This is a genomic window from Gemmatimonadaceae bacterium, from assembly GCA_036496605.1.
Lineage (GTDB): Bacteria > Gemmatimonadota > Gemmatimonadetes > Gemmatimonadales > Gemmatimonadaceae > AG2.
This window is the reverse complement of sequence record DASXKV010000038.1, coordinates 96833-115331: the sequence shown is the minus strand read 5'-3', so window position 1 is coordinate 115331 and position 18499 is coordinate 96833. Positions and strand designations below refer to the sequence as shown.

Here is an 18499-nt window from a genome sequence, read left to right as displayed (position 1 = left end):
ACCGTAGCGGAGCCCATCATGGTACACCTAGGAGGTATGCGCAAGGGGGCCTCTTTTTTCGCGGAGGTACTTGGCGGCGCGTGCTCGCGGCGTTCAATTATCCACCTGCCTCGGCGATCACGTTGAGTACTCGCTCATTAGTTCGCTTCCCCACCCCGGCCCCGTCGCGCGAGAGTCTGTGACTGCACAACGATCCGGCCCCGCCCCCGACCCCGCTCCCGCCCCACCGTTCTCATCGTCGGCACCGTACGCCGCCGACGCGCATGCCGTCGCACTGGTCATCCGTCCATTAGTATCGGCCGCTGACTACCACGCGTGCGTCGAGCTCCAACGCGAGATCTGGGGCACGACTTTCGATCCGGTGCCCGGGACGATCCTGCAGGTCGCGATGCACGTCGGCGGCATCGCGTTCGGTGCCTTCGATGCCCACGCTGAGCTGGATGGCTTCGTCTTCGGCCTAACGGGTATCGACGAGGAGGGAAAGATCATCCACTGGTCGCACATGCTCGGCGTGCGCGATCGGCTCCGCGACGCCCACGTCGGACGCCGACTCAAGGAATGTCAGCGGCAGGAGTTGCTTCGGCGGAACATCGCCGAGATGTACTGGACGTACGATCCGTTGATCGCGAAGAATGCGCACCTCAACCTCAACGTCCTCGGTGCGCGCGTCGTGCGCTACGTGCCGGACATGTACGGTAACACGGGAAGTCCCTTGCACCACGGTCTAGCCACCGATCGTCTCGTCGTCCGAAGCGACACCTCGCAGCCCGCGCACGTCGCGTCGTCGACGCTCGATCCTGCCGATCAGCGCACACCCATCCTCACCGCGCGGCCCCGAGCGGACGATCCGTTGATCGGCGTCGGCGGGGCCACGCCGCCGCGGCTACGGCTCGAGATTCCTTCGGAGTTCGCGCAGCTCCTCACGACGGCACCGGCCGACGCGCGCACCTGGCACGCCGCCACCCGTCAGCATTTTCAATGGGCACTCGATAGCGGCTATGTCGTCATTGGTCTCCGTCGCGACCCCGCGGCGGGGCGGTCCTTTTACTTGCTCGAGCAGGTGGTGCGATGAGAATCCTGTCGGCGTCCAGGCTGGCCTGCTTCCTCTCGATCGTCCTCACTATCAGCGTCGCGGCGCAGGCACCCGCACCGATCGAGGCTCGCTACGCAAAGACCGAAGTGAAGATCCCGATGCGCGACGGGACGCACCTCTTCACCGTCGTGTACGCGCCTCGCGACACCTCGCGGCGCTATCCGATCATGGTCACGCGGACGCCGTACAGTGTCGGACCGTACGGACCGACGGCGTACCCGCGCGCCATTGGGCCCTCGGCGAGATTCGCCGACGACGGGTTCATCTTCGTCTATCAGGACGTGCGCGGGCGTTTCATGTCCGAGGGCAACTTCGTGCACATGACCCCCTGGCGCGGCATGGCCGGCTCGATCTCGGCCGACGAGAGCACCGACGCGTACGACACGATCGATTGGCTCGTGGCGCACGTCCCGCACAACAATGGGCGTGTTGGCATCTGGGGTATCTCGTACGGCGGCTACTTCACGGCTGCGGCGTTAGTGAATGCTCATCCCGCGCTCAAGGCGGCGTCGCCGCAAGCACCCCAGGCCGATTGGTTCCTTGGTGACGACGTGCACCATCATGGTGCCTTCTGGTTGGCGAGTGCGTTCGAGTTCTTTGCCACGAGCGGTGCCGCGAGACCGGCGCCGACGACCCAGCATCCCGGCCGATTCGACTTCGGTACCGACGACGGCTACCAGTTCTTCCTCGACATGGGCCCGCTCTCGAATGCCGACCGCAAGTATCTCAAAGGACGCGCGCCATTCTGGAACGACATGATGGCGCACGGCACCGATGACGCCTTCTGGGAGGCGCGCCGTGTTGGACCACAGCTCACGAATGTCACGCCCGCAGTGCTGACGGTGAGCGGCTGGTATGACGCCAACAACCTGCGCGGCGCCTTGATCGTGCACGAGTCCATCGAGCGGCAGAGTTCCGGGACATCGAATCGGATTGCACTCGGCCCGTGGTCGCACGGTCAATGGAGTCGCGGCACCGGCGATGCGCTCGGCGATCTGCGATTCGGATCCAGCACGAGTGCGTTCTTCCGCGACAGCATCGAATACCCCTTCTTCAGGCACTATCTCGAGGGTGGCGAGGATCTCTCGTTGCCGGCGGCGACGGCCTTCGAAACGGGCACCAACCGGTGGCGGACGTTCGATGCCTGGCCCCCGAAAGAGGCCACGCCGCGCGCACTCTATCTCCATGCCGCCGGCGCGCTGTCACCCGTTGCCCCGTTAGGCAAGGAGGGCGCTGCCTTCGACCAGTACGTGAGCGACCCGGCGGCCCCCGTGCCCTTCCTCGAGCAGCACAACACCGGCATGAAGCCGGACTACATGGCATACGATCAGCGCTTCACGGCGGCTCGTCCCGACGTGCTTGTGTATGAGACCGAGCCGCTCGCCGCAGACCTGACGATCGCTGGCTCTGTGCGACCGACGCTGTTCGTCTCCACGAGTGGTACCGACGGCGACTGGATCGTGAAGCTCATCGACGTGCATCCAGTCGGCGCAGCGGACGATCCAACGACGACCGCGAAGACGGCCGGCTTTCAGGAGCTCGTGCGTGGCGACGTGATGCGTGGAAAGTTCAGGAACAGCTACTCGCGGCCGGAGGCATTCGTGCCGGGCAAGGTCGAGCGCGTGACGTTCGGCATGGACGACGTACTGCACACCTTCAAGAAGGGGCACCGGATCATGGTGCACATTCAGAGTACCTGGTTCCCGCTCGTCGATCGAAACCCGCAGCGGTTCATCGACATCTACAATGCGAAGGCCTCCGATTTCACCAAGGCGACCGAACGCGTGTATCACTCGGCGCAGCAAGCCTCGCGCGTGGAGCTGCCAGTTCTGCCATGAGTCCGGCGCACGGGGCAGCAGCGCGAATCTGTGCGGATCAGCGAACTGCGGACGCAACGGTACGGTTAGCCCTGACTGTTCTGCGGTTCCAACGCAGCAGATTCACGCGAGAAGCCCGAGGTCGGTGATCTGACCTTTCGCTCGCGCCGCGCAGGTGGGACGGCGCCCAGCTCACCGATACATCGGTATCGACCGGCAGCAGCCGGTCGGGAGGAGGCCCATGGGAGGCGCTCCGGTAGTCATCGTGCTGGTCGGGATGCTGTTCCCGATCTTCGCCATCATCCTCGCCATACTCTTCGACGTACTGGTCACGCTCTGGTTGCTTTATCAACTCTGGCATGACGAGTGGTCAGTGCAGTTGTGGCGCGGGATACGCCGTATCGCGCGCGTACCACACTGGCACCCCGTTCGAAATCACTGACGAACGCCTAACGCCGCCTTTACGGCTTCGCGTTCCGGTTGTTGACTGACCAGATGTACGAGGCGACGTTCAGCGCGTCGGTGCGAGAGATTCCGCCGGGATAGGCGACCATCACGGTCGACGGGACGCCGTGCGTCACGACCCGAAAAAGCTCGTCGAGCTGGCCGTTCTTGGCGTCGCGCCACGCGTGCGATTTGAGCGTCGGCGCGAGCTGTGTCCCTTCGAGCTGCGCGCCGTGGCACGCGAAGCACGTTCCTTTTCCGTGAAAGATCGCGCGTCCCTGATCCACGGCTTGCGGCGTGATGGCACTGGTGTCAGGCGCCGTCTGCTGTGCGAGCACTGGACGCGCCCCGATAACCGCCATAACAACGAGCAGCCGCGCGGAAACCTTGCTCGTCCTCATGGCTGCCGGCGCGCCCCCAGCATTCGATCGAGTGACATGCCCCCGGATCCGATCGCGGCGAACGTGAGACAGGCGCCGAGGAGAGTGAACTCGAACTCGAAACCGTAGGGCGCGAAGAAGCCGCCGCTCAGGCGAGCCACGGGAATCGCGACGCACATCTCGATCGCGAGCACCACGCCGGCCCAGCGGGCGAAGAATCCCGTGATGATCGCCATTCCGCCTAGGAACTCCGCGGCGATCACGATCGCGGCCGCGAGAGTCGCGAGTGGAATGCCGAGCTTTCCCATAATGTCGGCGGTACCCGCGAGTCCGAAGACGAACAACTTTTGCGCGCCATGCATCAGAAATACGACGCCGATTACGACGCGGAGCGGTACAAGTCCCCACCGCTCGAGAACAGACCCCACTTGTGCGTCCACAGAGCGCCTCGTAAGTGAGCAGTCGCCGATGAGACCTCTGCGCAAAGCACCCATCGTCGCCGCGTTTCGTCACGACGCTTGAGAGTATACTAACGGCGACCGCTGCCATGTCAGGGTTTCTCTGACAGATATCGCCCGGCTTCCTCACTGCACGACCGGAAACGGGCATCTAGCTTGGTCAGTCGGCCGGCGCGATGGCGCGGCCGCCCAGCCGGACGGGGTTCTCTTCTTTATCTCGAGGACGTCGCATGCGACTCAAGCAGATGTGTGTGAGCCGAGCTCGCGCAGTGCTGTTCTGCGTCGTTGGCGGTGCGATGGCCATCTTCCCCGCGATCGCGCGTGGGAGCAACGGCGATATTGGACATTTGCGCGTTCCCGTCGCCGAGACGGGAGACTCGACGCAGCTCGTGCCGGGCATTGGGCGCGATCGCATGGTCGCGCCGGCATCGCTCATCGCGGCGCTCGTTGCGGTCCACAGGGGCGTCCCGAGCTTCTCGCGGCAGACCAAGCTCGCGTGCAGCGCCTGTCATTATCAATTTCCTCAACTCACACCGTTCGGCCGTCTCTTCAAGCTGAACGGCTACACGCTCACGGGCCTGGAGACGATTGGACAGCCGGCCGATACCACGAGCGAAACGTTGAAGCTCTCCCCCATCCCGCCCCTGTCGGCGATGCTCGTCACGTCAACGACGCACACGTCGGAAGCGCAGCCGGCAACCCAGAACAACACGGCGTCATTTCCACAGCAGTTCAGCGTCTTCCTCGCGGGTCAATTGACGCCGAAAATGGGCGCGTTCACCCAGTTCACCTACGCCGCCCCCGATGGCAGCTTCGGCATCGACAACATCGACGTGCGGTACGCAACGCACACGTCGCTCGCCGCGCGCGACCTGCTGTTCGGCTTGACGGTCAACAACAATCCCACCGTCCAGGACCTCTGGAACACCACTCCGGCGTGGGGCTTCCCCTTCATCAGCTCGGAGGTCGCGCCATCACCGATCGGCAGCACGATCATCGACGGAGCGCTCGGTCAGCAGGTCGTCGGCCTCGGCGCGTACTCGCTCTGGGGAGATCTATTGTACGCCGAGGTCACCGCGTATCGCTCCGCGCCGCAAGGGACCGCCCAGCCACTGGATTCGAGCGCGACCAATGTGACGAAAGGCGTCGCTCCGTACTGGCGCGTCGCCCTTCAGCATCAGACGCCGTCCACGTATCTCATGCTCGGCACCTTCGGTCTCGCCTCGCAACTGTACCCTACGGGAGTCACCGGCCTGATCAACCGTTACACTGATGTCGCCATCGATGCCCAAATCGAGCAGAAAGTCGATCCCGGCACATTGATTGGACGGGTTGCCTATATCCACGAGAATCAAACCCTCAACGCCGCGCGCGCTGTGGTGCCACCGACTGCAGACTTTCTCAAGAATTCGCTCGAGACCCTCCGCGCGAGCGCATCCTATGTCCCCAGCCTTCGGTACGGCGCGAGTCTTCAGTATTTCCTAACGAGCGGTAACATGGACCCGGCGCTGTACGCACCCGCTGCCGTCGCCGGCAGCCGCACCGGAAGTCCGAACACCTCAGGGCTCCTCGGGGAGTTCACCTACAACCCATGGCAGAATACCCGCATTGGAGCGCAGTACGTGCTGTACAACAAGTTCAATGGTGCGACGACGAACTACGACGCCGCCGGACGCAACGCATCGAATAACAACACCCTCTACCTGTATCTCTGGCTGGCATTCTAGACCTCATGAGCGCGGCTTTCGAACACCAACCTCCCCGGGCCCGGTCCGAATAGCCGGTCCAACACGTAGGAACATCCGCTCGTCCGTCGTGATAGAAGGGGCTGCAGCCCGACGTAACTCTGCTCCGCACCCAAACGACGGACCGGTCGTATGCAGATTGTTGCCAGAACGCTCACCGTTGTCGTCGCGCTCGCCCTGGTTGCCGGCGCGAGCCCGTGCTCACTGGCGCAGCAGACCTCTCCCGCCGCCGTCGTACCGGGGAATCACGTTCGTCTGTATCAGAGCGCGAGCGATAGCGCGCCGATTACCGGCCGCTTGCGCTCGATCGGCAACGACTCGATTGTCGTCGAGCCTGACGAGGATGGGGCAGTTCGGATTCTCTTCGCGCGCAGCGACGTCGCGCGCCTGGAGGTTGAGCGTGACGTCGGGTCCCGAGACCAGACGGTGACCGTCCTCGCGGTAATCGGATTGCTCGCGGGAGGGACTGCCGCGGTGATCCGCTGCCTCGATGACAAGCCCCGCTGCGCGGCCGAGCGCGACTCGGCGGCGAGCGCTCAAGAGAACGACGAGCCCTACCTGGATCGCAACCTCCTTCTCGTCACCGCCGGCGGTCTCGCTGGTGCCTTCTTCGGTTATCTCATGGCACCTTCTGCTCACTGGGAGATAACCGCGTTCCCCACGCAAACCGCCCGGCTCGATGGCGCGACGCGCTGGGGCCTCGGCGTCGGCGTGCGCTACAACTTCGGCGGTCGTTAGGCAGCCGTTCTAGTTCGTGCTCGTCGCGACGGACGGCGGTGCCAACACGATCAGCTGCCCTGACATCATCGGCAGGTGCGAGGCGATGGCGCAGACGAATGGGTAGATGCCCGCGCGCTTCGCAACGTATGTCGCGCTCGTCGATTTCTGCGGGGACAATGGCACGGTGAGGTCCGGAAGCACGAACGAATGCACGTCGTCCTCGGGATTGATGAATGTGAAATGGATCGTGTCACCCTCCACGACTACGACATTCGATGGCGAGAACGCGTAAACCTCCTTTCCCTCCAGCACACCCCCCTTTGCGAAGTCTCTCGTCAGGAAGGGGAGCACGCCCTGCTGTTCCTTCACGAGGAGAGGCACAGTCGTGATCGTGATGTTGCGAGTCTGCGGTCGGTAAGGCGCCGCACGCGCTGCCTCTGTGCCTCGAGCCGGCTCCTTGGAACACCCGAGTGCGAGCGCGAGAGTCAGATAGCAGAGAGTCTGCGCAGTGATGATCGTTTTCATGGAGCCTCAGGCCGGCGCCATGGCCGGACGATTGTTTGGGACGCTTTTCGCGTATCGATTCGTATGTCGAGCGCGAGAGTTGCAACAAAGGGCGGACTGATCCCTGAAGGAAAGCTCATGCGTATCGCCGTCCGTCACATCATTGTCCTGGCAGGCATCGTCTTCCTCACTACCGCGTGCGGCCCCTTCCACCGAGGCGCCGAGCCCGAAGCAGCGATCGTCTTCCACAACCAGTCGACCGACCAGGCCGACGTCTACGCGATGGGCCAGGGTGGCGATCCGATGCGGATCGGAACCGTCTTCGCGGGAAAGACGGAAACACTCCGCGTGCCCTCGGCGATCATTGGCGGCGCGAATCGCGTGAACGTCATCGCGCGGATCTTTGCCGTCGGGCGCGTCGTCCGTAGCGGGGCGTTCTCGCTCGCGCCGGGCGACTCGATGGACGTGACGTTGTCGAGTGATGAAAAGATCCTCTCCGTGCTGCCGTCAACGGGAGCGTAGCGGCGCCATCGGGCGGGCACAGCCGACGATTACCTAACGAGTTATTCGGTGTCCATCCGCGCCAGGTCCGGCTCGACGTACTGCCGCATACAGTCGGGACATACGCCGTGGCTCACCTGCGCGTAGCGCGAGACGTACGACTCCACCGTCAGCCAATAATCCTCGTCGTCGCGGACCTTCCGGCAATATGAGCACATCGGCAGGATACCTTGCAGCATCTTGATCTCGGCGAGGGCGGAAGTCAGCTGGCTAACCAGGCGCTCGCGCTCCGCGTCGGCATTCTTGGCCGCCGTGACGTCGCGCGCCACCGCGTAAATGAGCTGTTGTCCAGGGTCCGGCGTCGCATTCCACCGCAACCAGCGGAACGAGCCGTCTTTGCAGAGGTAGCGATTCTCGAATTCCAGTGCCTGCCCGCCGCCCCTGACCCGACCGTTCTGGCCGAGCGTGCGCGCGCGGTCGTCCGGGTGGACGAACTCGATGAAGGGACGCAATCGGAGCTCCTCAACCGTAAAGCCCAACGTGCGCTCCCAGGCCCTGTTCAACCGCCGGAAGTAGCCGTTGAATCCGAGCACGCAGAGCATGTCGATCGAGAGATCGAAGAACCGCTCTTCGAGCATATGGGCTGGTTCGACGGCGCCATTGCCGTCGGCGGTCAACGTCGAATCGATTCGGTGGCTCATTCGTAATCAATGCGTTTTGGCGCAGCGCATGTCCATCAATTCTGCGTTAAGCTAGTCGAGGGAGCGCGAGTGCCTCGGATGTTCGTTCGCCGTGCTCCCTAGACGACGACGGCAACTCGTGAACGAAACCGTCGCACCGGAGAAATTGCGATGCGGAGCATCGAGTCGGACGTCAAGCAAGCCATCCGCGGCTTTCGCCGCGCACCGACATTCACGGCAACGGCCATCGGCGTACTCGCGCTCGGCATCGGACTCGCGACTGCGGTGTTCACCGTCGCGAACGCGGTGCTGCTTCGCCGGCTCCCCGTCGTCGATCAGGATCACATCGTCGTGCTCTACGGCGAGGCACCGAGGAAGGGCCTGGACAATGTCCCCCTCGATTACGACGGCGCGCAGGAGTTCTTCCGCTTCACTCGGACGCTGAGTCGCGCCGCGTACGTTCTGTACAATGGCGCGTCGCCCGTCACCGTTCGTGAGCTCGCCGGGACGTCTCGCCTCCAACGCGCGCTCGTCTCGGGCAATTATTTCGGCGTCCTCGGTATTCGGCCACTGCTGGGCAGAACGCTGCGACCCGAAGACGACGCGCCGGGCGCGGCGCCGGTGCTGGTGCTGAGTCATCGTTTCTGGCAAGAGCGCTTCAGCGGCGCCACCGATGTCCTGCAGCGACAGATCACGACGCTCGAGGATGGCCGAACTTATTCGATCGTTGGAGTGATGCCGCCAGGTCTCGATTTCCCGCGCGGCGCCGATGTGTGGGTCTCGCTCCTCACGGCGATTCCTCAACCATACACTCGTTATGCGAGTCTCGACATCGTCGGCCGCCTGGCACGTGGCTCAACTCCGTCCGACGCGCAGAACGAGATAACCACGTTCTTCCATCGAAATGGAACTGCCGCGTTCTTCGCCGACGTGCGCGGCGTTGCTCACACGCTCCCCGAGCTCGTGTTGGGCGACGTGCGTGCGCCACTCGTTGCGTTCGCTCTTGCCGCTGGTCTGCTGCTGCTCATCACGTGCGTCAACGTTGCGAATCTGTTGCTGGTCCGAGGACTGGCGCGCGTTCGCGAGATCGGCATTCGGTCGGCGCTCGGCGCCAGCCGCGGGCGACTCGTCCGTCAACTGCTGACCGAGCTCGCTGTCCTGGCTCTCGCCGGTGGCGCGCTGGGCGCCTTGATTGCCGCCGCGCTCGTGCGCGGCTTCGTCGCCATCGCGCCGAACGGGATTCCGCGCCTCGATGAGATCGGTGTGAGCGGCTCGATGCTCGGTGCGGCCGTCGCGACCACCGCGATCGCGGCCCTGCTCTCGTCGATCACGCCCACGCTGATGGCGTCCCGGACGGACCTTCAGGGCGCCTTGCGGTCCGATGGACGCCAAAGCGCGAGCCGTAGCTCACGACTACTCAGCGAGTCGTTGGTCGCAGCACAGGTGGCGCTCGCCGTGCTCGTGCTGTCGGCCGCGGGCATTCTCTCCCGCAGCCTCTGGCGCCTGCAGCGAGCCGATCTGGCCTTCATGCCCGCGCATGTCATCGTCGCCGAGTTGGTGCTTCAGCGCGATCACGACCAGTCGGCCGCGAATGGGTTGATTGAGCGACTTCTCACCTCCATCCAGGCGATGCCAGGCATCCTCGCCGCATCTCCCGTCGTGTCCGTCCCATACTCCGACACGAGGAGCTGGGAAGGGCGGCCGAGCGCCGAGGGTCAGTCCGAGGAGGAAGCGGCGCATAATCCGATGCTCGACTTCGAGGTTATCGGGCCGCAGTTCTTCGCCGCGCTCGGTCTCCCCGTCACCAAGGGACGCGCCTTTGCCGAAGCGGATCGCGCCGGCGCGCCGCAGGTGGTCATGCTGAGCGAGGGCGCGGCCCATTACTACTGGCCTAACGCGGACCCGATCGGGAAGCGCATCCAGCGCGGAGCATCCCCGGCTTCAGGATTCATGACCGTGATTGGCGTAGTGCCGGATACACGTTATCGGAATCTGCGCGAGCGTCGTGCGACGATCTATTTCCCGCTGCTGCAGTCACAGTTCCCCTTCGCACCGACGACGCTCATCGTGCGAACGACACGATCTCCCGGCGATGTCGCAGCCACGCTGAGAAACGTTGCCGCCGACGTCGCGCCCGACGTTGCGCTCGCGCGCGTCGTACCGTTCGACGATCTGCTCGCCGGCCCGCTCGCGCAGCCGCGGATGAACGCGCTCCTGCTCATTCTCTTCGGGCTGAGCGCCGTCGTCCTCGCAAGCGTTGGCTTGTTTGGCATTCTGGCCACCATGGTGCGTCAGCGCCGGCGCGAGTTGGGTATTCGCATGACCCTCGGCGCGTCACCGGCCGAGGTCGCCCGCCTCGTCGTACGCCGCGGTGTTCTACTCGCAACGTTAGGCACGGTGAGCGGCATGATCGCTGCGTTGGCGACGAATCGTCTCCTCACTTCGCTGCTCTTCGAGGTTTCGCCGAGTGACGCTGTGACGTTAGGCATCGTGGCCACGATCATCGGCGTCGTCGCACTCCTGGCGAGCGCCATTCCAGCACGGTCGAGCAGCCGTGTCGACCCCGCAATCGCGTTGCGGGCTGATTAGCGCTCGAGCGATGGGCACGGCTTGTTGCGCACTGTTGGGCTGCTCGCTTGCCTAACGCGGATCGGTGCGGCCCAGGATCACCAGCCGAGTTGCTTCCGGGCCGTACGGTGCCCCCGAATAGTCTCCGTACGCGCAAACGTCTGCGAAGCCCGCCGAGAGGAACATCTCCTTGATCTCGCGCGCCGAATAGATCCAGTGACTGAACGGGAATGTCCGCGACGCTCCGTCGCGGATGACCAGCCACTCGTTTTCCATCCGTGACCAATCCTCGACTGCTCGGCGGCGACTCACCATGAGCGCGTCCGCCATTTCGTGTGATGAAGTCGGGGTGAACACCTTCGCCAGAATCTCTTTGCCAAGCAGGTCGAGCACGAACACACCGCCGGGCCGAAGGCTCGTCGCGACATTCTCGAGAACGCGCCGATTATCCGCGTCATCGCGAAAGAATCCAAATGAGGTGAAGAGACAGACCGCCAAATCGAAGCTGCTCGACCGGCGAAAGGCCCGCATATCTGATTGCACCCACTCGATGTCGGCGTCATTCTCACGCGCGCGCACCCGTGCGTGCTCGAGCAAGAACGGGCTCCGGTCGACACCTGTCACCGCAAAGCCGCGCCGAGCGAACGCGATGCTGTGCCGCCCGGGTCCACACGCCAAGTCGAGGACGCGACCGCCGGCGCATTCGGATAGGGCGATAATCTGCTCGACTTCACCGGTTGCGGCCGCAACGCGCTTCTCCGGAAACATGAACGGGTACGTTTCGCGCCAGAACGCTTCGTTCGCAAACCACTCGCTCTCGAATTCGTTCATACGCGGAGAAGCAGATGCCTAACGATCGACCGTCGCCTGCTGGGCAGGCGCATATCTCGGGCCAGAAACTCGCTCGGGTGCCAGTGCCGCGTCGAGCGTGGACAGCTCGTCACGCGTCAGACGCACGTTGACCGCACCGAGATTCTCCTCGAGATACCGGCGTCGCTTCGTGCCGGGAATCGGTACGATGTCGTCACCCTTGTGGAGTAACCACGCGAGGGCGACCTGCGCCGGCGTTGCGCCTTTGCCTTTCGCCAGCTCGCGCACCGCCGACGCTGCCCGCATGTTCGCGTCGAAATTCTCGCCCTGATACCGCGGGTCCCCTCGCCGAAAATCACCCTCGGGGTATTCCTCCGCGCGCCTAACGGTGCCCGTCAGGAAACCGCGGCCCAGCGGCGCGAAAGGAACCAGGCCGATACCCAGCTCGCGCAGGAGCGGAACGATACGCGGCTCGAGATTGCGCTCCCACAGCGAGTATTCGCTCTGGACCACCGAGATCGGATGCACCGCGTGCGCGCGACGAATCGTCTGCTCGCCTGCCTCCGACAGACCGAGAAAGCGCACCTTTCCCACGCGCACGAGGTCCGCCATCGTACCGACGACGTCCTCGATCGGCACGGCGCGATCGACGCGATGCTGATAGAGCAAGTCGATATGATCCGTCGCCAGTCTTTGCAGCGAGCCGTCGACCGCCTCGCGAATGTGCGCCGGCCGGCTGTCCAGGCCGGCGATGACGCCCTGTTCATTGAACGTGAAACCAAATTTCGTCGCGATGATGACACGATCTCTCGCACCGCTCCCGAGCGACTTCAACGCACCCGCAAGCAGCGCTTCGTTCTTGCCCGGCCCGTACGCCTCGGCCGTATCGAGAAAGCAGCATCCGAGCTCGATGGCCCGGTGAATGGTCGCGATCGACTCGCGCTCGTCGCGTTCGTCCGGCGTGCCGTAGGCGTGGCTCATGCCCATGAGGCCGAGCCCGATCGCGGAGACGGTGAGGCCCTGATTACCGAGGTTGCGCGTGGGCAGCATGAGAGAAAGGGCTAGGGTGTGCTCGCGGCGCCGTACTGCTCGTCGGTCACCTTCTCCATCCAATTCACATTTTTGCCGTCGAGCGCTTCCTGAACGGCGATATGGGTCAGCGCGGTGGTCGGCGACGCACCGTGCCAGTGCTTCTCGTTCGGTGGAAACCACACCACGTCGCCAGGGCGGATTTCCTGGCGGGGTCCGCCCTCGCGCTGAACCAGGCCGAACCCCGCGATCACGATCAACGTTTGACCGAGCGGGTGTGTGTGCCACGCCGTGCGCGCACCGGGCTCGAAGGTGACGCCTGCGGCGACAACGCGTGCCGGCGGGGGCGCCTGAAACAACGGGTCGATTCGAACGGTTCCGGTGAACCATTCGGAACTTCCCTTCGCGGACGGCTGCGAGCCCGCTCGCTTGATATCCATGATTGTTCTCCTTCGCGACGCCTAACGACTACATGACCAGACGTCGAGCGCGCACGACGCTTCCGGTCCGTAGCAATGAAGCACAGCAGCACTGTGCAGAGCAAGCGCCTCCGCTTCGAGTCAAGCCCGGCTCAACCACAAAAAAAAGGCGCGCCGCAACGTCCGGCGCGCCTGCCGAGCAAATGGTTGAGTGAGTTTGAACTACTTCCGCTCGACGCGCACCGACACGCCGGGCGCGTCCGACTTCAGCTCGACTTTGCCTTTGCCGTCGGCTTCGCGCAGCTGGATGTGAATCTCCTCCGGTCCGGAGCCGCCGGTCGTCGCTCGGGTGAGCGTCACGTTCGCGCTCTCGGGTTCCAGTCCGTACCAAGAGCCCGTCATGCCGTCGACGAGCACACCGATGAGACCCGTAAGCAGCACGTCGGCGATCACCGTGCCTGTCCCGATGCCGTTATGCAGATTGAACGTCGCGGGATTGTACCCCGGGCTCGTGAACGTCAGCACGTAGCTGTTCTTGCGCTCCAGATTGAGCGTCGTCGGCGTCGTGAACGTCCCCGTCGCCGGCGCGGTTTCGACTCTCGCGCCAGCGGGTGACGACTGCACTTCGATGTTCTGCCGCGCTCCGTGCAGGATGGCACCGCAGCCGGTGAGGAGCATCCCGGCAACCAGCGAAACTGCCGTTCGAGTCGCGTTCATCGTTCGAGCCTCGTTTGGGGAGAGGAGTGGTTTATCGTTTGCGAATCTCGGGGCGCACCAAGGTGCACCGCCTCACGCGCGCGGGCAATACCAGTCCCGCCCCTGAGCACTCACCCATCATTCCTTAGAGCGTTGTGATCGCGCTTGACGATAATGGCCATTATCGGTCGCTCGAGGCGTTCTGAGGGCCCCCGTCGCGCCAACCGCTACGGCTTGACCGTGAAGTTGACCGTGTCACGCCGGCCCGGCATCGGCGAATGATCGCCGTAGCCGATGACCGCGATGATGCGGTGCGGACCAGCGGCGAGCCCCTTGAACGTATAAGTCGAATCGCCCGTACCGATGTGCACGATTTTCTTCGACGTCGGCGGGATCGGAACGTTGTCCGCCGTCGGGATCGTATCCAGAAAGAGATGGTAGTGACCGATGCCCTCGACCTTCTTGCCGTCTGCTTTGGCGATCGTCACTCCCTCGGCGTGCAGCGTGACCGCGACATCCTTGCCCGTCGTAGCGCCTTTCGCTGGACTCGCGATCGTGACGCCGGCGTTCGATGGTGCCGGCGTCGCTGTCGCTGCGGCGGTGGACTGGCCCGCGGCCGGCGCGGCAGCCGATGTGTCCGCGGCGGGAGTACGTTCGCTCTTGCAAGCACCGGCGGCCGCCGTGGCAATCAATGCGCCAACGAATGCGTGTCTCATAATGTTGTGGTCTCAAGGGTCGATTGTGAATTCGGTGCAACGAAGACAGTTGTGCTCTTCAGCGCGGCCACCAGCAACCAACGACCAGCTTTTACTTCGCGGCTGGCTTGAGTCGCCGGCTGTTGACGCTATACAACATCCCCGTGTACTGCATCTCCTGCCACGTCTGATCGCCCCAGTGCACCGTCGCCGAGGGATCGGGGTTGTCCTCGTTGTCCGCGGAGTTGTCGTACCAGGCGCGCGCCACGATGCGCGCGCCCGCCGGGATCTCGAGTGGCTTGGCAAAGAGATAGTAGGTCTGCCAATTGAAGTCGTACTTCGGTACGTCGAGGATCACTTCCGACGAGCCATCCGGTTTCACGAGGGTGTACTGCCACCGCTTGCCGCGAAGGTGTGTGTGAGGGAAGAGCCCATACACCCGCACCGCCTCGTTGAAGCCGACACCCGCGGGCACCTGCACGTCCTTCGCGCCGGGTAAGAGCGTAAACTGTCCGTTGAAGAAATGCGTCGCGTAGATCTGTTCCGACGGCGCCTCCTTCGCGAATCGGAAACCGACCGACGTGCGGTCCATGCGCTCGTGCCCCTTCGCCGTGTAGTGCATTTGGAACGTGAGGATCGAGCCGGCGGCGATGCGGAGCGCGGTACCCTCGGGGAAGACGAGCACGTTGGTGCCCGGCGCCGTCGTACCGATCAGATTCCCGAGGCGGCTCGGCGGCGCGTGGAGGGAGTCCTTGCGCGGCACGTCGTCCTGAAACTGCGTGGAATCGAAGACGACGACGGGTCTTGGACGCGCCGGCGAGCCGGCCGGCGTCACGGCAGGCGCCGCCGCGTTAGGCACTGACTGTTCCGGAGGGCGCGCGAAGACCAGCACGTGATGGACGACGTCGCGCGCACCCGGTTTGATCTCGATCGCCTGAACCCACCTGTCTTCCGTGAAGTTGGTCGGCACCTCGAAGTACATGTATTCGACCGTACCGCGTGCCGGCACGTGGAACTCTTCCTTCATCGTGAGCACCGCGTCGGGCGTGCCGATCTCCCACTCCGAGCTGAACGTCGGCGCCGGTGGCATCTGCGCGGCATCTCCAAACTTTGCGCCAGTCGCGATCCAGCGGAGAATCGTGCGACGCTCCGCATCGGGCAAACGACGCTCGTTGCGGAACGTTCCCGGCGGTGCGACCGCTTGCCACGGCGGCATCTTCCCCTCGCTCAGCACGTCCTTGATGTCCTTGAGGCGGCCGGTCACCGTGTCGAAGTTGAGCATCGAGAATGGGCCGATTCCGCCTGGCCGGTGACACGTCACGCAGTTCCGGTACAGAATCGGTGCGACGTCGGCGGCGAAGGTCACGCTGTCCGGCGCCATATGCGTCGCTGCGTCGAGCGGCATCGGGCCTCGCGCGCCAATCACGACGAGCAGCGTCGCCGCGGTAAGCGTCGACAGGGCCACGAACCGTGTGCGACCAACGCGGCTTCCATCGTTGCGTGAGGACGAGCGAACGCGCTGCATGCGCGATGTCTCCCTTTCTGGGTGAGCGTAACGCAACCGGGGCGGCGTATTATACGACGCTGCCGACCCGATCGCGATAGGGATCGTCTGGCGCGCGCACCAAACTTGCATCTCTTGTTTTGGATTGAGCTCGCGTGCAGCCGTGTACCACCTCCATCCCTCGGGCGTGCCGCTCCCTCCGAACAACGATTCCGTGCGGGCGCAGCCAATGGCTCGTTAGGCGCATGGCGCTGCGCGAATTCGTCGATGCGCGCGGGCGGCGCTGGACCGTGTGGGACGTGTTCCCTACGCTCGCCGAACGGCGCGTGCAGAACGCCGGTCCACCGCCAGGCCTGCGTGAACGGCGGCGCTATGTCGAGTCGCGCACCCGCGTTTCGACGCGCATGGCGAACGGATGGCTCGCTTTCGAAGCACAGGATGGCGAGCGCCGTCGGCTCGCCCCCGTTCCCGAGACGCCGGAAGGCTGGGCGACGGTCTCGGAGGATTGTCTACGCGCTTGGTGCGAGACCGCTGAAGCGGCACCGCCCGTCCGCCGGTTGATCGAATGAGAATCGTAGTGACCGAGGCACGAACCATCTGGCGAGGTCATTGACGTGGCCGACCCCTCGAAGCCCTCGATGCATCTGGCGGAAGCACACAGGAACGCGAGAAGAATCTTCCTCGACGGCGTTTCGTGGCTCGTGTACGAGCTCGCGCCGCTCCCATTCGATCGTCGCTGCACGCCGTCGCTCGTGTTCGAGAGCGAGAGAACAGTCAGGCGCGTGCGAAATTATCCAGCCGATTGGCGTTCCCTGTGCGATCGAGATCTTTTTGCATTGAGCTCATCGACGTGATCGTTACCACGCTCGTTCGACGATGAAATGCTCAAAAGCCGAGCAAGTCCGCTCGTGGCGGCGTCCACGGCGGGACGGCAGTCGGGCATCCCGCCGAATTGCGCGGCACACGCACATCGGTGAATCCGTTCCCCGAGCCGCCACCGAAGCGTGCATCGCCGAGCAGAACGGTCGAGTCCCCAAGAACGCGCCAGATCGGCGCTCGAATAAAGCGCATTGCGGCGAACGCGGGACAACTCGCTCGCCCCAGCGACGCGATATCGGCGACCGGTGCGCTCCACGCACCATCCCATTGCAGCCCCGACGTCGACCGACGCGCGGACGGTTGGAACAGCGATCCGTCTCCCCCTCCCCCTCCTCCTCCCTGGCGCGAGCCGCAGTGCGCCGCCTCGACCAGCGACGGCAGGGCGCTCACACGGGCCGTCGCGATGAGGTACTCAGGTCCCGACCGCTCGAGCGAGATCACCGAAGCGCAGACGGGATTCGCCGGCATGGGCGACACGACGACGTCCAACACCTCCGCATCTGGCGCCGCATCGTGAACCGCTCGCAGCGTCGTCGCGCGCGCTCGTGCCGATCCCGCCGCCATCACGAGCGTCGCAGCGATCCATCCAGCGATCGCGACAGCGGCACGCGCGCCAGGATGCAGTACGAATGCGACCGCAACGGATACCAGAGCGCCCACCGTCAGAGTCGCTGCCGCGCCCCGCGACACGAAATCGAGACGCCAGGCGAGGACAAGGCCGCTGAGCATAACGAGTGACAGCACTACGCGCGGCGTCGACCGCGCACTCGCCGCGATCAATGTCGGTACGGACAACACCCAGAACCACGGTTCGACGATGAACACCGCGTCACCGTAGTGCCATCGATTGTCGACTGGCCAGAACGGATGCACGCCGTAGCTGTTCGTCCAGTCGAGCACGAGGTGGCTGAGCGTGCTCACGAGAAGGAGTCCGAGAAGCCAACGCGTATCCGCTCGAGTCGGCCCTTCGCGCTCGCGCCATCGCCATATGCGTATTGCCACGCCGCAGACCAGCACGGCACCGGCGAGCGCGATCAACACTGTGTGTGAGTGACCGCGGTGGTGCAGCATGTATCGGAGTCGATTGCCACCCAGACCGCTGTAGAGCAGGTCCGCATCTGGCAAATTCGCCGCGATCATCGAGGAGATCGCGGCCACTGCACGGAATTGGCGCGACGGCTCCGACCTCGTGACGCGCGAGCGAAGGCGTATGGCCCCCTCGGCGAGCAAGAGGCCGGCGAGCGAGTGGGTGACATTGTCCATGTGGTCTGGAAAGTATCTGCGTCGCCTCAAGAGCGGACCATCACCTAACGACTTGGCCCGTGCGGATCCCCACGGCGCTAGCCTGCGAGCGGCTGCGCGATTTGCACGAGGTCACCCCAGTTCGACGTTGCTCTTCCCCTGCAACACCTCGAGCGCGGGGACCTCGTTCGCCACGAGCGCGAGGAACCGCAGTTCACCGTCCGCGCTCATGGAGCTGGCGATGAGGTTGGCCGCTCAGCACTCGGTTCAATGACAGGGTCATTGGGCGGCGGCGGCAGCGTTGCGACTCCGCCT

At 64.3% G+C, this 18499-nt stretch carries 19 protein-coding genes; 8 read left to right on the top strand and 11 right to left on the bottom strand.

The genetic code is table 11. The annotated features are described in order from the left end of the window. The first annotated feature begins 178 nt into the window (after window positions 1–178). From VGH98_15515 to VGH98_15505, 3 genes are all read left to right on the top strand, one after another. Window positions 179–1072, top strand: a complete 894-nt coding sequence (locus tag VGH98_15515; GenBank protein ID HEY2377385.1) for a hypothetical protein — start codon at window positions 179–181, stop codon at window positions 1070–1072. Further along, window positions 1069–2931 (top strand): CocE/NonD family hydrolase, encoded by a 1863-nt coding sequence (locus VGH98_15510; protein HEY2377384.1) that lies wholly within the window; start codon window positions 1069–1071, stop codon window positions 2929–2931. The genes VGH98_15515 and VGH98_15510 overlap by 4 nt, the downstream gene beginning before the upstream one ends. A gap of 220 nt (window positions 2932–3151) precedes the next feature. Further along, window positions 3152–3352, top strand: a complete 201-nt coding sequence (locus VGH98_15505; protein ID HEY2377383.1) for a hypothetical protein — start codon at window positions 3152–3154, stop codon at window positions 3350–3352. A 19-nt stretch (window positions 3353–3371) separates the two neighbouring features. Here the strand turns inward: VGH98_15505 and VGH98_15500 are convergent, their stop codons facing one another. Both VGH98_15500 and VGH98_15495 read right to left on the bottom strand, forming a co-directional pair. Next, window positions 3372–3755: a cytochrome c gene (locus VGH98_15500; GenBank protein HEY2377382.1), complete on the bottom strand. Its 384-nt coding sequence runs from the start codon at window positions 3753–3755 to the stop codon at window positions 3372–3374. Beyond that, entirely contained in the window at window positions 3752–4162 is a 411-nt protein-coding gene (locus VGH98_15495; protein ID HEY2377381.1) for a DoxX family protein, read from the bottom strand. Before VGH98_15495 ends, VGH98_15500 begins: the two co-directional genes overlap by 4 nt. A gap of 260 nt (window positions 4163–4422) precedes the next feature. On the opposite strand from VGH98_15495, the gene VGH98_15490 reads away from it, so the two are divergent. Both VGH98_15490 and VGH98_15485 read left to right on the top strand, forming a co-directional pair. Further along, window positions 4423–5919 (top strand): hypothetical protein, encoded by a 1497-nt coding sequence (locus VGH98_15490; protein ID HEY2377380.1) that lies wholly within the window; start codon window positions 4423–4425, stop codon window positions 5917–5919. 150 nt (window positions 5920–6069) lie between these two features. Next, window positions 6070–6675 carry a hypothetical protein gene (locus VGH98_15485; protein ID HEY2377379.1) on the top strand — a complete coding sequence of 202 codons (606 nt, stop codon included), beginning with the start codon at window positions 6070–6072 and terminating at the stop codon, window positions 6673–6675. Window positions 6676–6684: 9 nt separating this feature from the next. On the opposite strand, the gene VGH98_15480 is transcribed toward VGH98_15485, so the two are convergent. Then, complete coding sequence (locus VGH98_15480) at window positions 6685–7182, bottom strand: cupredoxin domain-containing protein (GenBank protein HEY2377378.1); 498 nt, start codon at window positions 7180–7182, stop codon at window positions 6685–6687. 63 nt (window positions 7183–7245) lie between these two features. Here VGH98_15480 and VGH98_15475 point away from each other — a divergent pair, with 63 nt between their 5' ends. After that, on the top strand, window positions 7246–7683 hold the full coding sequence (locus VGH98_15475; protein ID HEY2377377.1) for a hypothetical protein: 438 nt from the start codon (window positions 7246–7248) through the stop codon (window positions 7681–7683). A 41-nt stretch (window positions 7684–7724) separates the two neighbouring features. Here the strand turns inward: VGH98_15475 and VGH98_15470 are convergent, their stop codons facing one another. Then, a complete protein-coding gene (locus VGH98_15470; GenBank protein ID HEY2377376.1) occupies window positions 7725–8363 on the bottom strand; it encodes a PAS domain S-box protein in 639 nt (212 codons plus the stop codon). Window positions 8364–8513: 150 nt separating this feature from the next. On the opposite strand from VGH98_15470, the gene VGH98_15465 reads away from it, so the two are divergent. Beyond that, entirely contained in the window at window positions 8514–10931 is a 2418-nt protein-coding gene (locus tag VGH98_15465; protein HEY2377375.1) for an ABC transporter permease, read from the top strand. Between the two features lie 51 nt (window positions 10932–10982). Here the strand turns inward: VGH98_15465 and VGH98_15460 are convergent, their stop codons facing one another. From VGH98_15460 to VGH98_15435, 6 genes are all read right to left on the bottom strand, one after another. Next, window positions 10983–11741: a class I SAM-dependent methyltransferase gene (locus VGH98_15460; protein HEY2377374.1), complete on the bottom strand. Its 759-nt coding sequence runs from the start codon at window positions 11739–11741 to the stop codon at window positions 10983–10985. Window positions 11742–11759: 18 nt separating this feature from the next. Beyond that, complete coding sequence (locus VGH98_15455; protein HEY2377373.1) at window positions 11760–12770, bottom strand: aldo/keto reductase; 1011 nt, start codon at window positions 12768–12770, stop codon at window positions 11760–11762. Between the two features lie 11 nt (window positions 12771–12781). Further along, entirely contained in the window at window positions 12782–13189 is a 408-nt protein-coding gene (locus VGH98_15450; protein HEY2377372.1) for a cupin domain-containing protein, read from the bottom strand. 201 nt (window positions 13190–13390) lie between these two features. Further along, complete coding sequence (locus VGH98_15445; protein ID HEY2377371.1) at window positions 13391–13885, bottom strand: hypothetical protein; 495 nt, start codon at window positions 13883–13885, stop codon at window positions 13391–13393. Between the two features lie 206 nt (window positions 13886–14091). Then, window positions 14092–14580: a DUF4399 domain-containing protein gene (locus tag VGH98_15440; GenBank protein HEY2377370.1), complete on the bottom strand. Its 489-nt coding sequence runs from the start codon at window positions 14578–14580 to the stop codon at window positions 14092–14094. A 91-nt stretch (window positions 14581–14671) separates the two neighbouring features. Continuing rightward, the gene (locus tag VGH98_15435) at window positions 14672–16084 is read right to left on the bottom strand and encodes a hypothetical protein (GenBank protein ID HEY2377369.1); all 1413 of its coding nucleotides are present in this window, start codon (window positions 16082–16084) and stop codon (window positions 14672–14674) included. 224 nt (window positions 16085–16308) lie between these two features. Between VGH98_15435 and VGH98_15430 the strand changes: the two genes are divergently transcribed. Continuing rightward, the gene (locus tag VGH98_15430) at window positions 16309–16632 is read left to right on the top strand and encodes a hypothetical protein (GenBank protein HEY2377368.1); all 324 of its coding nucleotides are present in this window, start codon (window positions 16309–16311) and stop codon (window positions 16630–16632) included. A gap of 316 nt (window positions 16633–16948) precedes the next feature. On the opposite strand, the gene VGH98_15425 is transcribed toward VGH98_15430, so the two are convergent. After that, entirely contained in the window at window positions 16949–18205 is a 1257-nt protein-coding gene (locus VGH98_15425) for a metal-dependent hydrolase (GenBank protein ID HEY2377367.1), read from the bottom strand. Window positions 18206–18499: the final 294 nt, after the last annotated feature.

Coding starts and splice junctions, on each gene's coding strand:
- VGH98_15510 (HEY2377384.1), top strand. CDS start 1,069: ATGAGAATCCTGTCGGCGTCCAGGCTGGCCTGCTTCCTCTCGATCGTC.
- VGH98_15505 (HEY2377383.1), top strand. CDS start 3,152: ATGGGAGGCGCTCCGGTAGTCATCGTGCTGGTCGGGATGCTGTTCCCG.
- VGH98_15500 (HEY2377382.1), bottom strand. CDS start 3,755: ATGAGGACGAGCAAGGTTTCCGCGCGGCTGCTCGTTGTTATGGCGGTT.
- VGH98_15490 (HEY2377380.1), top strand. CDS start 4,423: ATGCGACTCAAGCAGATGTGTGTGAGCCGAGCTCGCGCAGTGCTGTTC.
- VGH98_15485 (HEY2377379.1), top strand. CDS start 6,070: ATGCAGATTGTTGCCAGAACGCTCACCGTTGTCGTCGCGCTCGCCCTG.
- VGH98_15480 (HEY2377378.1), bottom strand. CDS start 7,182: ATGAAAACGATCATCACTGCGCAGACTCTCTGCTATCTGACTCTCGCG.
- VGH98_15475 (HEY2377377.1), top strand. CDS start 7,246: ATGTCGAGCGCGAGAGTTGCAACAAAGGGCGGACTGATCCCTGAAGGA.
- VGH98_15470 (HEY2377376.1), bottom strand. CDS start 8,363: ATGAGCCACCGAATCGATTCGACGTTGACCGCCGACGGCAATGGCGCC.
- VGH98_15465 (HEY2377375.1), top strand. CDS start 8,514: ATGCGGAGCATCGAGTCGGACGTCAAGCAAGCCATCCGCGGCTTTCGC.
- VGH98_15460 (HEY2377374.1), bottom strand. CDS start 11,741: ATGAACGAATTCGAGAGCGAGTGGTTTGCGAACGAAGCGTTCTGGCGC.
- VGH98_15455 (HEY2377373.1), bottom strand. CDS start 12,770: ATGCTGCCCACGCGCAACCTCGGTAATCAGGGCCTCACCGTCTCCGCG.
- VGH98_15450 (HEY2377372.1), bottom strand. CDS start 13,189: ATGGATATCAAGCGAGCGGGCTCGCAGCCGTCCGCGAAGGGAAGTTCC.
- VGH98_15445 (HEY2377371.1), bottom strand. CDS start 13,885: ATGAACGCGACTCGAACGGCAGTTTCGCTGGTTGCCGGGATGCTCCTC.
- VGH98_15440 (HEY2377370.1), bottom strand. CDS start 14,580: ATGAGACACGCATTCGTTGGCGCATTGATTGCCACGGCGGCCGCCGGT.
- VGH98_15435 (HEY2377369.1), bottom strand. CDS start 16,084: ATGCAGCGCGTTCGCTCGTCCTCACGCAACGATGGAAGCCGCGTTGGT.
- VGH98_15430 (HEY2377368.1), top strand. CDS start 16,309: ATGGCGCTGCGCGAATTCGTCGATGCGCGCGGGCGGCGCTGGACCGTG.
- VGH98_15425 (HEY2377367.1), bottom strand. CDS start 18,205: ATGGACAATGTCACCCACTCGCTCGCCGGCCTCTTGCTCGCCGAGGGG.